Here is a 21,412-nt window from a genome sequence, read left to right on the forward strand (position 1 = left end):
CAATGACTCCCATCTCTTATCATAAATTATCTCTGAACACGGCCTGAACCGTCGCCGCCAGCCAGAGTATCCACGTCTTCTCTGGTTACCAGGTTGAAGTCTCCAGGAATGGTGTGCTTTAATGCAGATGCTGCAACACCAAATTCCAGAGCGCCCTTAAAGTCTTTGCCGTCAACCAGCCCGCAGATCACGCCTGCTGCGAAGGAATCACCACCGCCTACGCGGTCAACGATAGGGGTAACGCGGTATTTTCTGGAGTGGTAGAACTCACGGGTCGCGCCATCCATGATGCATGCAGACCAGCCGTTGTCGGAAGCTGAGTAGCTTTCACGCAGGGAGCTGATCACATATTTAAAGTTAAACTTATCAATCATCTGATTGAAGATGTCTACATAGCCCTGTAATTCCAGCTCACCGGAGGTTACATCGGTGTTGCCTGGCTTAAAGCCAAGAACCTTTTCTGCATCCTCTTCATTGCCGATGCAAACATCAACATACTGCATCAGGTTTGTCATAACTTTCTGAGCCTTCTCAGAAGACCATAATTTCTTACGGAAGTTTAAGTCTACAGAAACTGTTACGCCATGAGCCTTGGCTGCCTTTAAAGCTGCCTCTGTCAATTCTGCTGCTTCATCGCTTACTGCCGGTGTGATTCCTGTGAAATGGAACCAGTCTGCATCCTTAAAGATCTCGTCAAAATTAAAATCAGCTGCTGTTGCCGTAGCGATGGAGGAATGTGCCCTGTCATATACTACTGCAGACGCTCTCATGGCAGAACCTGTCTCTAAATAGTAGATACCAAGTCTTTCGCCGCATTTTGCAATGTGCTTTGTTCCTACGTTGTATTTTCTTAAAGCAGCTACTGCACACTCACCGATGGGATTCTTAGGAACTGCTGTTACAAACTCCGTATCATGTCCATAGTTTGCCAGAGAAACAGCCACGTTAGCTTCACCGCCGCCGTAGTTTACATCAAACTCATCTGCCTGAATGAACTTCTCATTATTTGGGGTAGATAATCTTAACATGATCTCGCCCATGGTTACCAGTTTTGCCATTTTGTATTCTCTCCTAAAATTCTATTATTAATTTTTATTATTAGTTTTTCTTAATCTGCGTGCCCCCAGGGGGCCTTCTATGCCGGCTTCGCCGTCATTCACCTTGCTGCTGCCACTGCCTCAACGAATTCCTTTGCCTTAGCTGTTACTGCTGCAAAATCACCTGTCTTAGCGCCCTTTGTTAAGCTGCTTCCGGTACCAACGGCATAGGCTCCTGCCTTGATCCACTTATCAACGTTGTCAACGTCAACACCGCCGGATGGCATGAAATCACCCTGGGGAAGAGGTCCTTTAAAGGAGCTGATCGCTTCCGGTCCCATGATGTTACCTGGGAAGATCTTGATGACGTCACAGCCGCACTCCAATGCGGTGATCGCTTCGGTAGGTGTCATAACGCCTGGAAGCATAGGCACTCTGTAACGGTTGCAAAGCTTGATCGTCTCAACATTTAAGCCTGGGCTTACTACGTAATTAGCGCCTGCAAGGATTGCTGCTCTTGCTGTCTCCGGATCAAGAACAGTACCTGCTCCAATAACAACATCTTCATTTTTTCTATATTTTTCAGACATTTTTGCGATGAATTCAATTGGATTTCCTTCATCCATGGTCATTGTGATTTCAATAAAATTGATGCCGCCTGCAATGATGGCGTCAACTACCTTTTCGCCCTGTTCAAAGTCCTTTGCACGAACAACAGCTACCAGACAGTCTTTTTTCATCTTTGATAAAACCTGTTCTTTTTTCATCATCCTTCAACTCTCCTTCTTTATTTTCGTATATACGAATTAATTTCATATTTACGATTCCTATACTTGAAATATTAATCGTTTCCTTCCATTTTGTCAACAGGTATTCCTTATATTTTTCCAAGAAAGCCTAACAAACGGGAAACCTCCATGCTCTTTTCGGAAACCAGCTTTCCCAAGGCCTCATAATCATTAGAAGGCTTATAAAGACTGGACACGCTGATGGCTCCAAGCACATTGCCATCCCGGTCAAAAACCGGGGCTCCCACACACTGCATATGCTCCTCCATCTCTCTGGCATCGAAAGCATAGCCTCTTTCCCGGACCTTTTTCAGTTCTTCAAGAAGCTGCCCCTTGTTCCTTATGGTCCTCTCGGTGTACTGGGTGAATTTCAGCCGGTTGATCATCTGCTCTCTGGTCTCATCATCGCTGTAAGCAAGGATCACCTTTCCAAGGGAGGTACAGTACATGGGATTTTTGGAACCAACGGTGGCTGTGGTAATAATAGGGTTTTCCGGTTCGAACTTACATATGTATACCACATGATGATCCGACGGAATTCCAAAGAAGACTGTTTTTCCCACTTCCTTTGAAAATACCTTGAGTACCGGCTCTATGATCCCGATAAAATCCAGATTATTGGTATAGTTAATGCCGATGCGGTAGGACATCAGGCCTATGGTATAATTTTGCTTTTGTCCCCTGGCCACATTCACCATGCCCATCTCAGCAAGGGTTGTCACAATATCGTAGGCACTGGTCTTAGGCAGATTAAGCTTTTCACAGAGATCATCCAGAGTGGCGCCTTCCGGTGTTCTGGATATCAGTTTTAATATTTCTACAGTCCTTTGAGTCGTTCTGTTTAGTTTCATGGCTTGGCCTCCATTTCTATGTCCTAGTATACTCCGGAAAACCGGAAAAAAAGCAAGATTATTTCGTATATACGAAACATTTGTAAGTATTTACAAAAATATAGGGGCTTTATTGGGTATTTTGCGAAAATAAAAAATCAGGGATTGTAATATTTATCATAATTATGTATAATGAACTGGGTATGTAAATACTTACAATTACGGAGGTGATGCTTTTGAATATCTATGATGTTTCCGAACATGCTCACGTATCGATTGCCACCGTTTCCCGCGTCATCAACGGAAATCCCAATGTCAGCGAAAAGACCAGAAAACGGGTTCTCGACGTCATGGAGGAACTGGGTTATACCCCCAATGTATTCGCCAGAAGCCTGGGGCTAAATACCATGAAGACCATTGGAATCATGTGCGCCGATTCTTCCGACCCATGGCTTGCAGAGGCCATTTACTTTCTGGAAAAGGAATTAAGGGGCAATGGTTACGATTCTCTCCTCTGCTGCACCGGCTATCTTCCTGAAACCAAGAAAAAAATATCTGGAACTTTTGCGTTCCAAACGGGTGGATGCCATCATCCTGACCGGTTCCCATTATATAGAAGCAAAGCCAAAGGATAACGCCTATCTTCTGGAGGCGGCAAAGGATCTCCCCATTATGCTGGTCAACGGTCAGCTTGAGGGGGAACAGATCTACAGCACAGTCTGCGATGACCACGCCGCAGTCTACGATGCCACTTTACGGCTTTACCGTTCCGGCCGTTCTTCGGTGCTCTATCTTTATTCCGGAAATTCCTTCAGCAATTTCCACAAGCTTTCCGGCTACCGGGATGCCGTAAGAGATGCCGGTTTTATGATCCGGGACGAGCTTATGGTGCTTTGCAATAAGGACTTAGAAGCTGCCACGGAACGCCTGAACATGGTTTCCCATTCCGGTGTACATTTTGATGCTGTACTGGCTTCCGAGGATATTCTGGCCGTTGGAGCCGTAAAATATGCAGACAATGCGGGACTTAAGATTCCTCAGGATTTGAGCATCATCGGATACAATAATTCCATTCTGTCCAGGTGCACGACTCCGGAAATTACTTCTGTGGACAATAAGGTGGAAGCCCTTTGTACCACCACCGTAAACACCTTAATGAAGGTGCTTGAGGTGGGAAACGTGCCGGTAAAGACCACCATCACTCCGGAGCTGATAAAACGAGGTACCACTAATTTTTAATTTCACATATTCAAGGAGGACTCTCTAACATGAAACAGTTTATGGACAAGGATTTTTTTACTGTCTACCGATTCAGCGAAAAAGCTTTATCACACTTATGCAGAAAACATGCCTATCGTAGACTACCACTGCCATATCAACCCTCAGGAAATCTATGAAGACCGTAAGTTTGATACCATTACCCAGGTATGGTTAGGCGGCGATCATTACAAATGGCGTCAGATGCGTTCCTGCGGCGTGGATGAAAGATATATTACAGGGGATGCTTCCGACCGTGAGAAATTCCAGAAATGGGCAGAAATCCTGCCAAAACTGATCGGCAATCCGCTCTACCACTGGAGCCATTTAGAGCTTCAGAGATATTTCGGCTATACCGGCCATTTAAGCGGCAATACAGCGGAAGAGGTATGGAATCTGTGCAATCAAAAGCTTCAGGAAGATTCCATGAGCGTCCGCAGCTTAATCAGGCAGTCAGGTGTCAAGCTGATCTGCACCACCGACGATCCTGCAGATACCCTGGAGTGGCATAAGAAAATTGCCGCTGATTCAACCTTTGAAGTAAAGGTGCTTCCTGCCTGGAGACCTGACAAAGCCATGAACATCGAAAAACCGGATTTTGCAGCCTATATGGCAAAGTTATCTGTTGTCAGCGGCGTGGAAATCAAGGATTTCGCTTCCTTAAAGACCGCTTTAAAAAACCGCATGGAATTTTTCGCAAGCCAGGGCTGCGGCGTATCCGACCATGCCCTTGAATATGTTATGTATGCTCCTGCTGATGAGGCAGAGCTTGATACGATCTTTGCAAACGGACTTTCAGGCAAGACAATCTCAAAAGAGGATGAGTTGAAATACAAGACCGCCTTCATGCTGTTTGCTGCAAAGGAATACAACCGAATGGGCTGGGTGATGCAGCTTCATTACGGCTGCAAGCGTGACAACAATGCCATGGCGTTTGAAAAGCTGGGACCTGACACTGGTTTCGACTGCATCAACAACTACGCTCCTTCCGCCCAGATGGCTGATTTCTTAAACGCATTGAGCGCAACCGATGAGGTTCCCAAAACCATCATCTATTCCTTAAATCCCAATGACAATGCCTCCATCGGCACCATCCTGGGCTGCTTCCAGAGTAGATTCCCCGGAAAGATCCAGCAGGGCTCCGCATGGTGGTTCAACGATCACAAGACCGGCATGACCGAGCAGATGATCTCCCTGGCAAACTTGGGCTGCCTTGGTAACTTTATCGGAATGCTCACCGATTCCAGAAGCTTCTTATCCTATACCAGACACGAATACTTCCGCAGAATCCTCTGCGAGCTGGTCGGCGGATGGGTGGAAAACGGAGAATATCCAGATGATCCGGAGGCCTTAAAAGAAATCATTGAGGGAATTTCCTATAATAATGCTGTAAAGTATTTTAATTTTGAAATTTAATCCCAGGGACAGAATGTAGGCTTCCACCATTCTCCCGCCAGGCTTTTCATGGAAGAGGACTATTGCCTCTTACATATTTCAACGGAAAAAGGAGCTCGATCCTTTCGCAAAAGATCGAACTCCTTTTTATTTTACTGAATCACCTTAACTGGACATTTTTCAGCGCATTTTCCGCAATTCGTACATTTCTCATAGTCAATCACAGCAACATTGTTATCCATGTGAATGGCGTCAAATTCACACTGCTTTGTACACAGCATACAACCAATACAGCCAGCCTCACACTTGGCCTTCACATCCTTGCCCCTGTCATGGGAATTACACTGAACCAGATGCTTTGCCTTGTACGGAACCAGGTCAATGAGATGGTTGGGGCAGGAAGAAACACATTTGCCGCAGGCTACGCATTTCTCCTTATCCACCACTGCTATTCCGTCAACTACATGGATGGCGTCAAATTCACAGGCCTTTACACAGGAGCCGTATCCCATACAGCCATAGACACAGGCCTTTTCACCGGAGCCGGGAACCACCGAGATCATCCGGCAGTCGTCAATTCCGTAATAATTATACTGAACCTTTGTCTTATCGCAGGTTCCTTTACATTTTACAAAAGCAACCTTCTTTTCCGCGGAACCGGCTGAAACTCCCATGATCTCTCCGATCCGCTCCGCTACTGCTGCACCGCCCACCGGACAGGCGGAAACATCTGCCTGGCCCAGTGCAATGGCCTTAGCCAGCGCGTCACAGCCTGCATATCCGCAGCCGCCGCAGTTGTTACCCGGAAGCTCATTACGGACAAGGATCTCTTTTTCATCAACCTCTACTTTAAACTTTTCGCTGGCAATACCCAAGAACACACCGATCAAAATACCGATGATGCCTACAACGGCTGCCGCAAATACAATACCTGTTACCATTCTTTCGTCTCCTCCTTATTTAATTAATCCGGAAAATCCGAAAAATGCAATTGCCATCAGACCAGAGGTAATCAGGACAATGGGAGATCCCTTAAAGGAATGGGGAACGTCATTGTTTTCGATTCTCTCACGGACACCTGCCAGCATAATAATGGCAATGGTAAAGCCTACGGAAATACCGACCCCGTTGACAACACTTTCCAGAATGTTATATCCCTTCTGCACGTTGGTCAGGGCCACGCCCAGAACCGCACAGTTGGTGGTGATCAAAGGAAGATACACTCCCAGCGCCTCATAAAGAGCAGGCATGGATTTCTTTAAGAACATTTCTACAAACTGTACCAGAGCCGCAATGACCAGGATAAACACAATGGTCTGCAAAAACTCCAGATGAAGTCCAACTAAGATACCCTTGTAAATTACGCTTGTGGCAAATGCCGCAATGGTAATTACGAAAATAACGGCTGCGCCCATACCGGCAGAGGTCTTCACATTTTTGGAAACTCCAAGGAATGGACATAGGCCAAGGAACTGGCTGAGCACTACGTTGTTGACCAATGCGGAGCCAATGGCAATTAATAACAATTCTTTCATCTATCCATCCTCCTATTCATCTTTCCTGGAAGCCGCAGTATTTAATTTCGCTTCCTTTTTTGCTGCTTCTGCTTTCTTTGCCGCTTCTGCCTTCTTCGCTTTTAAGGCTTCTTCCTCCTGCTTTTTCCTGGTATCAAGAATCTCATGATTGGACATACAGGAAGACCCAGTACAGGTAGCACAGTTGCCGCCGCAGGCCAGCTTGGACTGGGATGCGGAACCATTGGTTGCGGAAGGCGCTTTAAACTTATTCTGAAGAGCTGTTAAGATTGAAAGCACAAAGAATGCGCCCGGAGCAAGGACAAAAATAGAAATATGGTAATCTTCCGGAATAATGGTGTATCCAAATACAGCGCCTGAACCTAAAAGCTCACGGACAAGTCCGATGCAGGTAAGAGCAATGGTGAAGCCAAGTCCCATACCAATTCCGTCAAAGGTAGATGCCATGACACCGTTCTTGGAAGCATAGGATTCTGCACGGCCTAAAATAATGCAGTTTACCACGATAAGTGGAATATAAATTCCGAGTGCAGAATAAAGCTTGGTACATATGCCTGTAAAAGAAGCTGCACAATCGTAACCAGAGTTGCAACCACAACGATATAAGCCGGAATCCTTACCCGGTCCGGAATAATATTACGAAGGGCTGAAATAAGCATATTGGAAAACAGCAGCACCACAGTCGTGGAAAGCCCCATGCCCGCACCGTTCACCGCTGACGTGGTAACAGCCAGAGTCGGACACATGCCGAGCATCAGGATAAAGGTCGGGTTTTCTTTTACAATACCGTTATATAAACGTTCCATACATTTGTTATTCATCTTCCCACCTCCTAACGGTCAATGCTTTGATGCACGTAATACAATGCGGCATTGACTGCATTGGTTACTGCACTGGATGTAATGGTAGCGCCGCTTATGGCATTGATCTCTCCATCACCTGCATTGCCTGATTTCGTAACGGTAAGGGATTCCTTGTTCTTTCCTGCATATTGGTCCTTAAACGCCGGTTCCTTTGCCTTTAAGCCCAGGCCCGGGGTATCGCTGATTGCAAGAAATTCAATGCCGTTAATGGTTCCATCTTCCTTGATGCCAACGGAAATCTGTACGACTCCGCTGTAGCTGTCATCGGAATGAGCGGTAATCACATGGCCCAGAGCGTTCCCGCTTCCATCCACCGCCAAAAGAGCAGCGTCCACACTGACCTTTCCAAAATTCTGGGAAAGCAGTTCAGCATTGCAGGCTTCCACAGCTGCTTCCATCTTCTCATCCGATGTAAAATCAGCCGCTTCCGGAAATACCTTCTTATATGCTGCCAGATTGGCCGCCTCAGTTGCCTTTTCAATGGGTTCCTTTGTAATCTGATAAGCGCCGCCCAGCAAAAAACCGGAAATCAGGGTGATCACAAATAAAATCAACGCGTCCTTCATAAATCCACCGTTTTTCATCTTACTTTCCCTCCTTTCCAAATGCTACCGGAAGAGAGATCTTCTCGATCAAAGGCACCAGGATGTTGCTGATGATGATGGCATAGGAAACACCTTCCGCGGATCCGCCGAAAAGACGGAATAATCCGGTCAGCACTCCCAAAAGAACGCCGAAAATTATCTGTCCCTTTGGAGTGATGGGGCTGGTCACATAATCGGTAGCCATAAAGAATGCACCGAAGATAAGACCGCCGCCGCATAAATGAGTCAGCACATACATGAAATCATGCTGGCCGAAAATAAACACGAATACAGCAAAGGTGAGCAGATAAGCGGCCGGGATCCGGATGGAAATTACTTTTCTTACCAGTAAGTAGGCCGCACCCAGAAGCAGGGCAATCACAGATACCTCACCAATGGTTCCTGATATTTTACCGATGAACATAGATGCTAAGTCAACTGCTTCACCCGCCTTTAATGAGGCAAGGGGAGTAGGACCTGCAACTGCGTCACTATATGTAAAGTCAGTCATCTTGCCTGCAAAAGAAATGAGCAGGAAGCATCTTGCTGCCAGAGCCGGGTTCATGAAGTTCTGGCCCAGGCCGCCGTAAAGCTGCTTTACTACGATGATGGCAAATACACCGCCCAGAAACGGGATCCATAAAGGAATGGCCGGAGGCATGTTAAGGCCCAGGATCATTCCGGTCACCAGGGCACTTCCATCGCTCACGGTAATGGGTTTTCCCATAAGGGATTCAAATACATATTCACTGAGAACACAGGATAATACACTGATCAGCAGAATCAGCGCTGCTTTTACCCCAAACTGATATACACCATACGCAGACGCAGGAATCATGGCAATGGCAACATCCAGCATAATATTCTGTGTTGTAACCTGATCCCTTACATGAGGTGATGATGATACATTTAACAATTTACTCATGCTTCCTCCTCCTACGCTTTCTTTCTGCTTGCCGCAACTTCTTTGCGCATCTCTTTAAATGCCTGGGTAAGAGGTCTTCTGGCCGGACAGATATATGCACAGCAGCCGCATTCGCAGCATTCCATGCCATTTATCTTTACAAACCGTTCCAAGTCAGACCGCTCTGCCGCCTCCATAAGCATCTGCGGAACAATGTTGCCCGGACATACCTTTACGCATCTTCCGCAGCGGATGCAGGCGCTGGGCGCATTACCAGCCACCTCGTCTTTTGTCAGACAGGTAAGGGCAGAGGAAGTCTTTGTAACGGGAATATTTAAGTTGAACAAAGCCTGCCCCATCATAGGACCTCCGGAAATAATCTTTTCCGGTTCCGTCTTAAAGCTGCCGGAAGCCTCTAAAAGCTCATTGTAGCTGGTCCCGATCCTCACATTATAGTTCTGGGGATTTGACACAGCATCTCCGGTCACCGTAATGATGCGGCGGATCAAAGGAATGCTCTTTGCAACAGCATTATAAATAGAAATCACCGTATCCACATTGTCCACCATGCAGCCTGCATCTGCCGGAAGCATAGTAGAATTGATCTTTCTTCCTGTCACCGCATAGATGAGAGTGCGCTCACCGCCCTGGGGATACTTGGTCTGTAAGGGACAGACAGTGATCCTTGGCTCATCCTTTACAAGCTCTGTCATCAGCTTGATCGCCTCCGGCTTATTGCTCTCAATGGCGATTACTCCCTTTGCATTATCAAACAGCTGCAGGATTATATTAAGTCCCTTAATAATGCTTTCCGGCTCTTCTAACATCATCCGGTAATCAGAAGTTAAGTACGGCTCGCACTCCGCACCGTTGACAATGATGGTATCGATCTTTGATTCTTCCTTTGGTGTCAGCTTCACATGAGTTGGAAATCCGGCACCGCCAAGACCTACAACCCCTGCTTCTTTTACAAGGTTCCTGATCTCTTCTTTTGATAAGGTCTTCGGATCACGCTCTTTGCCGAATCCGTCCACCGTCTGATACTTCCCGTCGTTTTCAATGATAATCGACGGAACCATAGAGCCATTAGCAACCATTCTTGGTTCAATGGTTTTTACTGTTCCTGAAACAGAACTGATTATGCAGGCAGAAATAAAGCCTCCCGGCTCCCCGATTTTCTGTCCAACCAGCACCTGATCTCCTGCCGCAACCAAAGGTTTCGCCGGTGCACCGATATGCTGGGACAGGGGAAACACCATTTCGCCTTTTGGCTGCAGCACTTGTACAGGTTTATTTTCCGACAGTTCTTTTCCTTCATAAGGATGAATGCCGCCTTTAAATGTAGCCAGACCCATTTAACTAACCCTCTTTCTCTACAATTCTTTGTCTCTCCTGGCAAAATTTCAGCATTTTGCCACCTGAAACAGTATAACATAATTCGCAAACCGAAACAATGCATAAATACATATTGTATACTGTGTTTTATATACACTTCTCTTTATTTATCAGTACTCTAACCTGCTTTAAAGTCCCGTCATTTTGTTAATTAAATAACAATTCTTAAAGAAACAGATCTTATAATGTTTTCATAAAAGCACAATTATTTCGGTTATTATTTTATAATTCCTGATTATCCACCTTTTTTTTGACAGTGTTTTTAATTTTATACACTATTCTTCGTTAATTTTTTTGCTGAATTTTTATAATTAGTAAAGGCTTTTCTCCCGTTTCTATGGTTTAACATTGTCATCTTCCCTTTTTATTTATTAGAATTTTTAATAAGTAAAGAGGAGCATTGTTAAAACGAAATTATGACTGATGCCATACTGCCGTTTTCTCCAATGCTCCCCCTATGGGCTGCAGATCGTTTTTTTCGTTTAATCCAGTTCCACTGCCCCGGTATAAAGCTGATAATATCTGCCTTTTTGTTTTAAAAGATCTTCATGATCTCCCCGTTCAATGATCTCCCCGTTTTCCAATACCATGATGGCATTGGCGTTGCGCACCGTAGACAGGCGGTGGGCGATCACAAAGGTGGTCCGGTCCGCCATAAGGCGGTCCATGCCCCGTTCAATATGCTTTTCCGTTCTGGTATCCACGGAGCTGGTCGCTTCATCAAGGATCAGAACCGGGGCCTTTGAAATAGCCGCCCTGGCAATGTTTAAAAGCTGCCTCTGCCCCTGGCTTAAGTTGGCCCCGTCGCCTTCCAGCACCGTGTCAAAGCCGGCAGGAAGCCTCATGATAAAGGAATAAGCGGAAGCCGTTTTGGCTGCCTGGATCACTTCTTCATCCGTTGCATCAAGCCTTCCGTAACGGATGTTTTCCATCACGGTTCCTGTAAACAGATGGGTATCCTGAAGGACCATGGCAATATTCCGGCGCAGATTTTCCCGCTTGATATGTCGGATATCCACTCCGTCAATGGTAATCTCACCGCCCTGAATATCGTAAAAGCGGTTCAAAAGATTTGTGATCGTGGTTTTTCCTGCTCCCGTAGAACCTACAAAAGCGATCTTCTGCCCTGGTTTTGCATAAAGCTTATATCCTTTAAAATTACTTTGCCGGGATCATAGCCAAAGGTCACATTCTTTAGTTCTACATATCCATTCATGGGCTCCAGCTCCACCGCAGCTTCGTCATCTGCAGGCTCCGGCTTCTCATCCATAATGGCAAATACCCGTTCTGCTCCCGCAAGGGCGGAGAATACATTGGTTACCTGCATGGACATCTCGTTGATCGGACGGCCAAACTGCCTGGAAAAGGTTAAAAATACGGTCAGGCCACCTACATCAAAGCCTTTGAGCACACAAAGAAGTCCTCCGATGCATGCGGTCAGGATGTAATTTAACTGGCTTAAATTTCCCATGACCGGCATCATCACGCCTCCGAAAAACTGTGCATGGATCATGTTGTTCCTTAAATCCTCGTTGAGGATCTCAAATTCTTCTTCTGCCACGTCTTCATGACAGAACACCTTTACCACTCTCTGGCCGCTGATGATTTCTTCAATATATCCGTTTACAGCACCAAGGGAGCTTTGCTGTGCTGAGAAAAACTTCTGGCTTTTTGACGCCACAAAACCGCCGATCTTCATCATAACAGGTATCATGATTAAGGTCACCAGAGTCAGCCAGATATTTGTATATATCATAAGCACCAGAGTGCCAATAATGCTCAAGGCTCCGGTAAAAAGCTGGACCAGGGTGCTGCTCAGCATCTGGCCGATGGTATCCACATCATTGCTGAACCGGCTCATAAGATCACCGGTGTTATTGGTATCATAAAACCGCACCGGCAGGGTCTGGATCTTAGCAAATAAATCATCCCTTATTTTTTGCAGGGCATTTTGTGCAACCGTCAGCATGATTCTGGATTGGACATAGTTGGCAATCACACTGATGAGGTAAACGGCACCCATTATCCCAATACCTTTTGCAAGGCCTAAAGCGCTTCCCTTTCCGCCGGCCGGCGGCGCAATATACTGATTAATAATGGGACGCAGCATATAAGAACCGGCTAACATCGCGAGCGTACCTGCAATCACGCAGAAAAATGCTGCTCCCATAAGTAGTTTGTATTCATTTAAATATGACATGAGACGCCGAATGGTTGCCTTGGCATTCTTTGGAAGGCTGCCCTTTATCTGCCTGCCTCCTCCATGTCCGCCTACGGGCCCCCGGTTCCTGGATGGCTGGGAAACGCGGCCATAACGCTTTTTTAAGCTTTCTATCTTTTTCTGCTTATCCATTATGCACCTGCCTCCTTTTCCTGGTCTCTCTGGGAATAATAAATCTCCTGATAAGCCTCGCAGGACTCCAGCAGTTCTTCATGGGAACCCATGCCTACGATCTGTCCGTCATCAAGTACGATGATCTTATCCGCATTTTCCACGGACCGATGCGCTGGGCAATGATGAATTTGGTAGTATCCTTTAAAGTAGTCTGGAAGCACTGGCGGATACGGGCTTCCGTTGCCGTGTCCACAGCAGAAGTGCTGTCATCCAGAATCAATATTTTCGGTTTCTTTAAGAGCGCTCTGGCAATACAAAGTCTTTGCTTCTGGCCGCCGGATACATTGGAACCTCCCTGGCCCAAATCCGTGCTATATCCCTCCTTAAAGTTAGAAACAAAGCCATCGGCCTGGGCGCTTTCCGCCATAAGGACTATTTCTTCCATAGTGGCATCCTCGTCTCCCCAGCGGAGATTTTCTTCAATGGTTCCTGAAAAAAGGACATTCTTCTGTAAGACCATTCCAACGCCTTCCCTTAGGTTTCTGATGGAATATTCCCTTACGTCAATGTCATCCACCAGGACTTGTCCTTCATCCGCATCATAAAGACGGGGAATCATCTGCACAAGAGAGGTCTTTCCGCTTCCTGTGGAACCAATGATTCCAACGGTTTCTCCAGGTTCCGCCGTAAAATTAATGTGTTTTAAGACCATTTCATCCATTCCCTTTATATACTGGAAGGAAACATTCCGAAATTCCACCTTTCCTCCTGTGACCTGGGCGGATTTCTCTGTTGCATCTTCATCGGTCAAATCGATTTCTGTATCAAGAACCTCTTTGACACGCCTTAAGGAAGCCATGGCCCTGGAAGCCTGCAAAAATACCATGGATAAGAGCATCAGGGACATAAGGATCTGGACAATGTAAGTGGTAAACGCCGTAAGATCACCTACAGGCATCTTTCCTGCGATAATGAGATTTCCTCCATACCACACCACTGCAAGGGTCGTGGCATTCATGGCAAGCATCATCACAGGCATGCTGGCTATGACGATCTTCATGGCGTCAAGGCTGCCTTCCTTTAGATCCCGGTTCGTTGCCTGAAATTTCTTTTCCTCAAAATCTTCCCTGACAAAAGATTTAATGACGCGCACATTGGTCAAAGCCTCCTGCACGCCGGAGTTTAAGCGGTCGATCTTCTTTTGCATTACCTCAAAACGAGGAAAAGCCGCCTTTAAAATAATAAAGATGATCAGGAGCAGTAATGGAATCACTACCAGAAGTATTACCATCAGCTGGCGGTTCATGAGATAGGCCATAATAAGGCCCCCGATCAGAAGGCCAGGAGCCCGGAACATCAGACGCAGGCTCAGCATCACCACATTTTGAATCTGCTGGATATCATTGGTCAGTCTGGTAACCAAAGATCCTGTGCTGAAATCATCAATATTTTTAAAGGAAAATTGCTGGACTTTATGAAATACATCCTTTCTCAAGTCCGTGCTAAAGCAAATGGAAGCCTTAGAGGAAAAATAGGATGCTCCGATTCCTCCTGATGCCATAATAACGGCAATGGCGACCATTCTCCCTCCCATTTTTAAAATGTATCCTACATCTCTTGTGGCGACTCCGTTGTTGATGATCATGGACGTCAGCCTGGGAAGCATGATCTCACCAAATACTTCCGTAAGCATTAAGAGGGGCGCCAGTATAAAGGCTCCCAGATACGGCCTGATATATTTCCAATATCGTTTCAAGTTATCAATCCTCTCTTTCTGTCATGTCCTTTTCTAAAGGAATCTGAGATAAATTATCATAAATACGGTCCAGATATTGCCCCATGACAGCCAATTCCTCCTTTGAAAAATCACGGAACATACGTTCTTCTACGTTGTGAAAAAAATTCCCGGCTGTGCTCCACCATGTGTTTTCCTTTTTCCGTCAGGCAAAGCTTATTCATCCGGTTATCTTCCTGATCAACGGCCCGGGTGATGTATCCCCCTTTTTCCAGCTTCTTCACCGATACCGCTATGGTGGCAGTGGACACATAAAGGCGTTCTGCAATCTCCTTCTGGGATACATTGGAATGGTCGGAAAGCATCATAAGAATCTGATGCTGGCTGCGGTATACCCCTGTCTGTCTCAGACGCTCATCAAGGATATAACGATGCAGCTTCATGATCCTCATATATCTCACCATCACGCTGTGGGTCAGTGATATCTCTCCCTTCAATCCTTTATCCCGGAACGGACACATTGGTCTCATTTGCAAACAATCCCCTTTCTGTTAGCCTCCTAATAATTAGCTAATTAACTATGTAGGAGTATATCACCTCGCAGCCCGGTTTGCAACCAAAAAACTTTGAAAATTTTGTGAATTTTCTTACTATCATTTCCCATTTTTAAGCTTCCATTCCCATGTCTAAAAACTTTTGCGCACTCCTGTCCATAAGATTCACTTCACCCGTTCTATTTCTTTGGGAATCTCCATGGAATTGGACAACTTAAGCATCTGATTCCCCAGTTCTAAGTACTCCCTGCTGCTTAAGTCCTTGATCGGCCTTTGCTTTTCATATAATTCATGCATTTTCCCATTCTTTATGGAAAAGCTTTCCGGTGTATGATATTGTAACTCAAAAATCTGGCCGTCAGGTGAGCGCAAGGTGGTGTTGATTCCCTTATAAGGACTCTGCCTGTCAAGCCAGTAATTTTTAATTTCAATCGTTTGATATCCTAATTCCCAATAAAGCTCCATGGCTGTTAATGCTTTCCCCGCAAGCTCTTCTGCGGAAGCCGTATAGGTATATCTCAATATGTCTTTTACCTCATACACCTGGAAGCCCCGGCCATATTTTCTTTGAATCTTTTCCAAATAGGAATCCCTGGATTTTATGCGGTTTTCCTCACCTGCCATATCCATTCCTGCCCGCCTTGCCATTGCCCTGACCTGCCTTGTAATTTTAGGTTCACATTCCGCAGCTCTGTAGTAACAGTACATTCCTTTTATCCGAGGCCTGATGCCCCATAATCATACCGCTTTTCATACGGAAGACGGTTCCGCCATATTTTCTCCCCGCGCATTGCTCTGAATTTCCTTTGATATTTTTTATCGTATCATTCAGTATATGCCCCATCCCCTGAAATTGTGCCTGCATTATTCACTGGCCGGGCAAAAAAAACTGCAGCCGGATATTTATGTAAAAGCGGAGGCCTGAACCTATTCAGACCTCCGCTTTCCTATCTTTATTCACAATTATCGTCTTCATTGCCCCAGCGGCAGTGACAGCGGGGATCATTACACCCAGCTCTGAAACCGGCACAAAACGCTCTTCTTCTTTCCTCTTCACAATCATCGCGTACGCCTTCACAGTCGCGTCCGCGGCAATTGCATCTACAGTTACATCCACAGTTACATCTGCAGTTATTCCTACATCCTCCGAAAAAGCAGCACATATTTTACACCCCTTTTTTTAATTGATTGTACTATATTATATGGGACACTTAGACAAGGTGTGAAATTCACTGATTCCTAAGTTGTCCAGGTTTAAAATAGCGGGGGAACAATCATGCTTTTTCTGCGGCTTCCTTGAAAATTCTATTTTTCTATCCTTTTTATGGTCTACCTCTTCTGCTGTTCTGACTGCAGCAGCTGTCTGGCAATATTTTCCAACCTTGATAAAGTTTTCTCAAAAAAATACTTATACGATGAACAGAAATAATTCTGACCAAGATGGCCTGCCTCATCTATCTGGCGGTTCCTGCGGCATCCGCCGCGGCATAAGTATGCATACTCGCAGGTTATGCACTCCTTAGGTCTATTCAAAGAAGCCTCTACAAACCCGCTCTCCAATCCTCTGCTTCCCATCTCCTCAATAGAATCCTCCAGGAAGTTTCCAATTTTATACTCATCCATTACATAGAAATCGCAGGGGTAAACAGAGCCATCCGCTTCTACTACATGCTGGATGCTGCAGCACCCCTTCATATCACATGCCTCCGGCGGGTATCCCATCAAAAGGCTGATATAATTTTCAAACTGACGAATGTATGGCTGTTCTCCCTTCATAAGATCCAGATACCAAAGATCAAACAGCTTTACAAGAAACTCTCCATAGACCTCTGGCGTCAGAGAATACTCCCGGCTTCCCTTTGGCTCTCCAAATGGATCAAGACAAGCGATATACTGCTGATATTTCCAGTTATTTTTCTTATAAAATTCATAAATTCGCGGAATCCGCTCCGCTGTTCTTCGGTTTACAACCGTAAGGATATTATAATCCACCCCTTTTTTTGTCAAACAATTTAAGGGTCTTCATAATTTCGCCAAAGGAACCTTCACCCGCAGAATTCTCCCTATAGGCGTCATGGTATATTTAATCCCATCCAGGGATACACCTACCAGGAAATTATTTGCAGCAAAAAAACTCTGCCCATTCTTCGCCCAGCTGGTATCCATTGGTCTGAATAGAATTCATAATCTTTATATTGCGTATGTTATGCTTACTCTCAAATTCCAGCAGCTTTTTATAAAAGTCAAGGCCCACCAAAGTGGGTTCCCCTCCCTGGAAGATAAACTCACACTGCCGCTCACTATAAGCCAGTGTCTTCTTAACGATCTCCTCCAGGGTCTCTAAAGACATAAATCCGTAATTTTGCCGCTCCCGTTTCTGCATCTCGTCATGATAAAAACAATATTTGCATCTTAAATTACAGCTTCCGGAGGCTGGCTTAATCAGCAACTGTATTGGTGGCATATCTTTATCTCCTTACATAACTTATTTCGTATTCTTTTTCAGCCAGGATAGGGCCTTGTAAGGGCCTCAGCAGAGGCAATCCTTGCTCTTCAATGATTTATCTGCGTACCTCCCGATTCTGACGCAGCATGTCTTGCTTCTGTTTGAATACGGTCATATATTTTATCTTTGTCCATATTTCTTTATTATACATGACCACATATAGAAAGTGAATCGTTATTTTATTAACGCTTTTATGCGCCACGAGTGATCCCATCTGCTGAAAACAGCATTTTCTTCAGACCATCCATGGTTATATCCTGCGCTTTCCGCATCCCGTTTACTAGCTTGAACTGTTCTGACTGAATCTGCTCTTGGATATTCATTTTCCATCTTTTCATAGTGTCCAGGCAGCTTTTTTCATTGACCTTCAATTGATTGCCTTTTCTTGCATATATTCTGTATACTCGCATCTTTACAAGTTTTTTTATATTATTAACAGCCAAATTCAATAACTTTGTACTTTCTGACTTTCAAAATCTCAGAATTGCTGTATAATCATTAGAGACTCCTTAATGGAACAGATTGTTACTATTCAAACCATTCAGTATTTATAGATGACAAAAAGTACAGGAATGTAGGAACTTTATATTGGATTAAAATAGCCTTTGGCTTTTTAATAAAATAATGCACTTGGGAGGGAAAGAAGTATGAAAATCATATGTAAAACTCTGGCGTATGTGGAATTAGTATTAGGAATCATTGGAAGCATTTTTCTATCGGACACACTTGGTATGAGACTAAATTTCCACACTTTAAAATTGGAACGGGACGGAACTGCAACCTTTGCCATCCTTTTCTCAACACTGCTTAGTGTTATAACTCTTTGGGCGATATTATATGCCTTTTCCGAAATATTGGAAAACCAGGATAAAATATTTAAATTATTGGAACACCCCGGGAAAGCAGAACCAACGATTATTACACCCATTTGCAAGCCTCTTTCCGAGCCTCCAAAAACCTTGCCGACTCGGCCGCAGGTACAGCCTCAGATTCTCAAGCAAGAATCGGAGAAGGCCAAGGTCAACGATGAGAATTGGAACGTATATGATGCATGGAAGTGTCCCAATTGCAAAAGGATAAATGACGGCTCTATGGAAACGTGTATATGCGGTATTGCCAGGTCCACATAAGCAGTAATCTCCCTAAGCAAAAAAATACAGTACGACCAACGCCGATTGATCTGAAATTAAAATAGACGATGGCATTATAATAAAAATTATAAAAAGAAAAGGAATCAGTAGATATGAAAAAAATTAAACTTATTAACAGCATCTATTATTTTCTCCACATTAATTTTATTAACCAGCTGCGGCAAAAATACAGATTCTCCTTCTGCTATATCTGAAACCATCAGCACTGAGACTTCAATAAAAGAATCTAATACAAACGCTGAAACAAAAAAACGACTTGGACGCTATTGGAAATGCTGATGTTGAATTAAATATTCCTGCTAAATTTATTGGAGAACAGACACAGGATGATCTTAATGAATTGTGCAAAGAAAAAAGGTTATAAATCTATTACTTTAAATGACGATGGAAGTGTTACATATATCTTAACTAAGAAACAACATAAAAAGATGATGAATGAACTGAAAGATAACATTAACTCATCAATATCTGAAATGATCGGTTCTGAAGATTTTCCAAATTTTACAGATATAACTTATAATGAGAATTTTACTGAATTTGAGATATCCACGAAATCTACTGAATTAAACATGGCGGACCGGTTTTCTATATTAGGCTTTTACATGTACGGAGGCATGTATAATATATTTAACGGTACAGCCGCTGACAACATTTCAGTAAAGTTCGTCAATGCTGACAGCGGAGAAGAGATTTTAACTGCAAATTCCAAAGATGCCGGCAAATAATTTTTTTGATGTGCTATTAATATTGATGCATTGGGACTGCTGGTGTCACTATGCCTCAAACTGTCATTATTACCACAAAATAAATCATCACTTAAAATCTATGCAGCTTGAAATGCAGCATAAATGCCATATTTAGCATATTATACGTATTCGTAAAAATAATTGCCGTATTGTCTTCAAATGCATTGATAATATTATCGTACAATTTTACATAAATAAAAAAGCCGTAAAGCCCTTTATTTTAAGGCCTTTAACGGCTTTTTAATTTGAAACAGTTCTTTTATCTCAATCGTATCGACCAGAGTATCACTCCATAATTGGCGGCAATTTAAGATCAAATAAATCTTCAAGCGCATCGCATCGAATATAAAAATATAAAATTGCTTAGCCATTACCAATCAGCTTTTCTATGTAGTATTGAGTATTAATAACAAACCACATTTGGGCATCGAACCTCATAATGGTCCAAAGAGATAAGCCCTGGAGATTATATTCTACTACCAGTCTGGCTCGTGCATCAAAGCTTCTTGCATCTTTAGTCCATACTACATGGAGATTCCCATCACTATCCATATAATAGAAGTAGGGTGACTGTGCCACTTCACTAAATTGTATTGGTATACCGTTATCCGCTGCAATTTGTACCGCACTGTTATAAGTTATTACAGTAGCGTCCGACGCGCCGGGAACATAGGGAAGTGTCCAATCATAACCCAGAGCAGTAACTCCCAGAAAGATTTTTTCAGGGGGAATAATACTAACCCAGTAATCTAACATATCTCTTAAGATATTAACGGGAAAAATTGCATTTGGATAGCTGTAAGACCTTGCCCAGTCATATGAAGAAAATATGATTCCATCAACAAATTCAGATAATATTGAATAGTCTATTTTTTCAAAACTAATGTTAGAGGTTTCAATATCCGTAGACGGCGTTATGGTAATCAGTATCTTGTAACCTTCTGAGCGGAATATCGCAGAGGCTCTTTGCAAATATTCTGCAATGCTGTTTATGGTGTCATAGGTGATGTTTTCGGCATATATGTTAATACCATAAAAGCCTTTCTCTTTCATTATGCGAAGAGCATTATCAATAAGGCGATCCTGTACAGAAGGATTATTTAAAATATTATAGGACACTTCACGGCTGACTGTTCCCTCTTCTGTCATAGTAGAGACGAACATCATGGGTGCAGCACCATAAACTTTAGCCAGATTGACAATTTCAGTGTCGTCGTATCTGAAGATAATTTCTCCTTCACTTGTAGCCCTATAATTGAATATAGTCAGATAAGTTAAAAAAGGAAGTGTTTTTATTAATACAGATTTATCTATATAAGAAAAGGCATAACCAATAGTGGTAATTGTTCTTATTTTATTTGTTTGATAGCTTATAACTATGGTTTCACCGGCATACAAAAATTCTCTATCGGAAAGATAGGGATTATTTCTTAGTAAATCCAATTGCGTAGTACCATGCTGCTCCGCAATACTCTCCAAAGTATCGCCAGGCTGGACGATATAGACTGTTTCCGGTTGAACAATCACAATGGTTTGGCCTATTGCCAGATTGTCGGGGTTTGTGATTCCGTTTTCCAATATTAATCTGGCAACAGGGATTTTGTAATACTCTGATATGGAATAGATGGTTTCCCCTGGCTGAACAACGTGTATGATCATGGCTTTCCTCAAATGATCTTATTAATTCTATTATATGCCACTCTTGCTTGTTCATAACATTATAATGCAAATAATTATATGTATCTCAATAATCTTATGCAATAACATCGCCCGGCAATCCTTGCTCAACAATCTATT

At 43.8% G+C, this 21,412-nt stretch carries 19 protein-coding genes and 4 pseudogenes; 5 read left to right on the plus strand and 18 right to left on the minus strand.

Features of this window, described 5'->3' with window-relative positions; translation table 11 throughout:
* Window positions 1-26: 26 nt before the first annotated feature.
* The 3 genes from JCM10519_RS21430 to JCM10519_RS21440 all read right to left on the minus strand — a co-directional run bounded on the left by JCM10519_RS21430 (window position 27) and on the right by JCM10519_RS21440 (window position 2,676).
* Window positions 27-1,058 carry a PfkB family carbohydrate kinase gene (locus JCM10519_RS21430; RefSeq protein ID WP_054741706.1) on the minus strand — a complete coding sequence of 344 codons (1,032 nt, stop codon included), beginning with the start codon at window positions 1,056-1,058 and terminating at the stop codon, window positions 27-29.
* Window positions 1,059-1,156: 98 nt separating this feature from the next.
* A complete protein-coding gene (locus JCM10519_RS21435) occupies window positions 1,157-1,804 on the minus strand; it encodes a bifunctional 2-keto-4-hydroxyglutarate aldolase/2-keto-3-deoxy-6-phosphogluconate aldolase (RefSeq protein WP_054741795.1) in 648 nt (215 codons plus the stop codon).
* A gap of 110 nt (window positions 1,805-1,914) precedes the next feature.
* Window positions 1,915-2,676 (minus strand): IclR family transcriptional regulator C-terminal domain-containing protein, encoded by a 762-nt coding sequence (locus tag JCM10519_RS21440; RefSeq protein ID WP_054741708.1) that lies wholly within the window; start codon window positions 2,674-2,676, stop codon window positions 1,915-1,917.
* A 215-nt stretch (window positions 2,677-2,891) separates the two neighbouring features.
* On the opposite strand from JCM10519_RS21440, the gene JCM10519_RS32785 reads away from it, so the two are divergent.
* The 3 genes and pseudogenes from JCM10519_RS32785 (at window position 2,892) to uxaC (ending at window position 5,328) form a co-directional block, all read left to right on the plus strand.
* A complete protein-coding gene (locus JCM10519_RS32785; protein WP_347845076.1) occupies window positions 2,892-3,290 on the plus strand; it encodes a LacI family DNA-binding transcriptional regulator in 399 nt (132 codons plus the stop codon).
* Window positions 3,220-3,894: a substrate-binding domain-containing protein gene (locus tag JCM10519_RS21445; protein ID WP_347845077.1), complete on the plus strand. Its 675-nt coding sequence runs from the start codon at window positions 3,220-3,222 to the stop codon at window positions 3,892-3,894. The genes JCM10519_RS32785 and JCM10519_RS21445 overlap by 71 nt, the downstream gene beginning before the upstream one ends.
* A 29-nt stretch (window positions 3,895-3,923) precedes the next feature.
* Window positions 3,924-5,328 (plus strand): annotated as a pseudogene (gene uxaC / locus JCM10519_RS21450) (glucuronate isomerase).
* A 131-nt stretch (window positions 5,329-5,459) separates the two neighbouring features.
* Here uxaC and JCM10519_RS21455 read toward each other — a convergent pair.
* The 14 genes and pseudogenes from JCM10519_RS21455 to JCM10519_RS21515 form a co-directional block, all read right to left on the minus strand.
* Window positions 5,460-6,248, minus strand: coding sequence for a 4Fe-4S binding protein (locus JCM10519_RS21455; RefSeq protein ID WP_054741710.1), 789 nt, complete (start codon window positions 6,246-6,248; stop codon window positions 5,460-5,462).
* Between the two features lie 15 nt (window positions 6,249-6,263).
* Window positions 6,264-6,842 (minus strand): electron transport complex subunit RsxA, encoded by a 579-nt coding sequence (rsxA, locus tag JCM10519_RS21460; protein ID WP_054741712.1) that lies wholly within the window; start codon window positions 6,840-6,842, stop codon window positions 6,264-6,266.
* Window positions 6,843-6,854: 12 nt separating this feature from the next.
* Window positions 6,855-7,663, minus strand: a pseudogene (locus JCM10519_RS21465) (electron transport complex subunit E).
* An 11-nt stretch (window positions 7,664-7,674) separates the two neighbouring features.
* A complete protein-coding gene (locus JCM10519_RS21470) occupies window positions 7,675-8,289 on the minus strand; it encodes an RnfABCDGE type electron transport complex subunit G (RefSeq protein ID WP_054741713.1) in 615 nt (204 codons plus the stop codon).
* Window position 8,290: 1 nt separating this feature from the next.
* On the minus strand, window positions 8,291-9,214 hold the full coding sequence (locus JCM10519_RS21475; RefSeq protein WP_054741715.1) for an RnfABCDGE type electron transport complex subunit D: 924 nt from the start codon (window positions 9,212-9,214) through the stop codon (window positions 8,291-8,293).
* A gap of 11 nt (window positions 9,215-9,225) precedes the next feature.
* Complete coding sequence (gene rsxC / locus JCM10519_RS21480; protein WP_054741717.1) at window positions 9,226-10,548, minus strand: electron transport complex subunit RsxC; 1,323 nt, start codon at window positions 10,546-10,548, stop codon at window positions 9,226-9,228.
* Window positions 10,549-11,070: 522 nt separating this feature from the next.
* Window positions 11,071-12,941 (minus strand): annotated as a pseudogene (locus JCM10519_RS21485) (ABC transporter ATP-binding protein).
* Window positions 12,941-14,679, minus strand: a pseudogene (locus JCM10519_RS21490) (ABC transporter ATP-binding protein). The pseudogenes JCM10519_RS21485 and JCM10519_RS21490 overlap by 1 nt, the downstream one beginning before the upstream one ends.
* Before the next feature lie 110 nt (window positions 14,680-14,789).
* Window positions 14,790-15,188 carry a MarR family transcriptional regulator gene (locus JCM10519_RS21495; RefSeq protein ID WP_347845078.1) on the minus strand — a complete coding sequence of 133 codons (399 nt, stop codon included), beginning with the start codon at window positions 15,186-15,188 and terminating at the stop codon, window positions 14,790-14,792.
* A gap of 189 nt (window positions 15,189-15,377) precedes the next feature.
* Window positions 15,378-15,920, minus strand: coding sequence for a hypothetical protein (locus JCM10519_RS21500; RefSeq protein ID WP_347845079.1), 543 nt, complete (start codon window positions 15,918-15,920; stop codon window positions 15,378-15,380).
* A gap of 223 nt (window positions 15,921-16,143) precedes the next feature.
* The gene (locus tag JCM10519_RS21505) at window positions 16,144-16,329 is read right to left on the minus strand and encodes a hypothetical protein (protein ID WP_054741721.1); all 186 of its coding nucleotides are present in this window, start codon (window positions 16,327-16,329) and stop codon (window positions 16,144-16,146) included.
* 212 nt (window positions 16,330-16,541) lie between these two features.
* A complete protein-coding gene (locus JCM10519_RS32790) occupies window positions 16,542-17,219 on the minus strand; it encodes an SPASM domain-containing protein (protein ID WP_347845080.1) in 678 nt (225 codons plus the stop codon).
* Window positions 17,220-17,328: 109 nt separating this feature from the next.
* Window positions 17,329-17,676, minus strand: coding sequence for a radical SAM protein (locus JCM10519_RS32795; RefSeq protein WP_347845081.1), 348 nt, complete (start codon window positions 17,674-17,676; stop codon window positions 17,329-17,331).
* A gap of 233 nt (window positions 17,677-17,909) precedes the next feature.
* Window positions 17,910-18,089 carry a hypothetical protein gene (locus JCM10519_RS21515; protein ID WP_347845082.1) on the minus strand — a complete coding sequence of 60 codons (180 nt, stop codon included), beginning with the start codon at window positions 18,087-18,089 and terminating at the stop codon, window positions 17,910-17,912.
* Between the two features lie 276 nt (window positions 18,090-18,365).
* Here JCM10519_RS21515 and JCM10519_RS21520 point away from each other — a divergent pair, with 276 nt between their 5' ends.
* Together JCM10519_RS21520 and JCM10519_RS21525 are read left to right on the plus strand one after the other, a co-directional pair.
* Window positions 18,366-18,848 (plus strand): hypothetical protein, encoded by a 483-nt coding sequence (locus JCM10519_RS21520; protein WP_054741725.1) that lies wholly within the window; start codon window positions 18,366-18,368, stop codon window positions 18,846-18,848.
* 356 nt (window positions 18,849-19,204) lie between these two features.
* Window positions 19,205-19,594: a hypothetical protein gene (locus JCM10519_RS21525; protein ID WP_347845083.1), complete on the plus strand. Its 390-nt coding sequence runs from the start codon at window positions 19,205-19,207 to the stop codon at window positions 19,592-19,594.
* A gap of 384 nt (window positions 19,595-19,978) precedes the next feature.
* On the opposite strand, the gene JCM10519_RS21530 is transcribed toward JCM10519_RS21525, so the two are convergent.
* Window positions 19,979-21,274 carry a LysM peptidoglycan-binding domain-containing protein gene (locus tag JCM10519_RS21530; protein ID WP_054741729.1) on the minus strand — a complete coding sequence of 432 codons (1,296 nt, stop codon included), beginning with the start codon at window positions 21,272-21,274 and terminating at the stop codon, window positions 19,979-19,981.
* Window positions 21,275-21,412 lie beyond the last annotated feature (138 nt).

The sequence above is a fragment of the Clostridium sp. NkU-1 genome (assembly GCA_001312405.1).

Excerpts from the sequence above, each read along its gene's own strand:
- JCM10519_RS21430 (WP_054741706.1), bottom strand. The coding sequence starts at position 1,058 with ATGGCAAAACTGGTAACCATGGGCGAGATCATGTTAAGATTATCTACC.
- JCM10519_RS21435 (WP_054741795.1), bottom strand. The coding sequence starts at position 1,804 with ATGAAAAAAGAACAGGTTTTATCAAAGATGAAAAAAGACTGTCTGGTA.
- JCM10519_RS21440 (WP_054741708.1), bottom strand. The coding sequence starts at position 2,676 with ATGAAACTAAACAGAACGACTCAAAGGACTGTAGAAATATTAAAACTG.
- JCM10519_RS21455 (WP_054741710.1), bottom strand. The coding sequence starts at position 6,248 with ATGGTAACAGGTATTGTATTTGCGGCAGCCGTTGTAGGCATCATCGGT.
- rsxA (WP_054741712.1), bottom strand. The coding sequence starts at position 6,842 with ATGAAAGAATTGTTATTAATTGCCATTGGCTCCGCATTGGTCAACAAC.
- JCM10519_RS21470 (WP_054741713.1), bottom strand. The coding sequence starts at position 8,289 with ATGAAAAACGGTGGATTTATGAAGGACGCGTTGATTTTATTTGTGATC.
- JCM10519_RS21475 (WP_054741715.1), bottom strand. The coding sequence starts at position 9,214 with ATGAGTAAATTGTTAAATGTATCATCATCACCTCATGTAAGGGATCAG.
- rsxC (WP_054741717.1), bottom strand. The coding sequence starts at position 10,548 with ATGGGTCTGGCTACATTTAAAGGCGGCATTCATCCTTATGAAGGAAAA.
- JCM10519_RS21495 (WP_347845078.1), bottom strand. The coding sequence starts at position 15,188 with ATGAGACCAATGTGTCCGTTCCGGGATAAAGGATTGAAGGGAGAGATA.
- JCM10519_RS21500 (WP_347845079.1), bottom strand. The coding sequence starts at position 15,920 with ATGTACTGTTACTACAGAGCTGCGGAATGTGAACCTAAAATTACAAGG.
- JCM10519_RS32795 (WP_347845081.1), bottom strand. The coding sequence starts at position 17,676 with ATGCCACCAATACAGTTGCTGATTAAGCCAGCCTCCGGAAGCTGTAAT.
- JCM10519_RS21520 (WP_054741725.1), top strand. The coding sequence starts at position 18,366 with ATGAAAATCATATGTAAAACTCTGGCGTATGTGGAATTAGTATTAGGA.
- JCM10519_RS21525 (WP_347845083.1), top strand. The coding sequence starts at position 19,205 with ATGAATTGTGCAAAGAAAAAAGGTTATAAATCTATTACTTTAAATGAC.
- JCM10519_RS21530 (WP_054741729.1), bottom strand. The coding sequence starts at position 21,274 with ATGATCATACACGTTGTTCAGCCAGGGGAAACCATCTATTCCATATCA.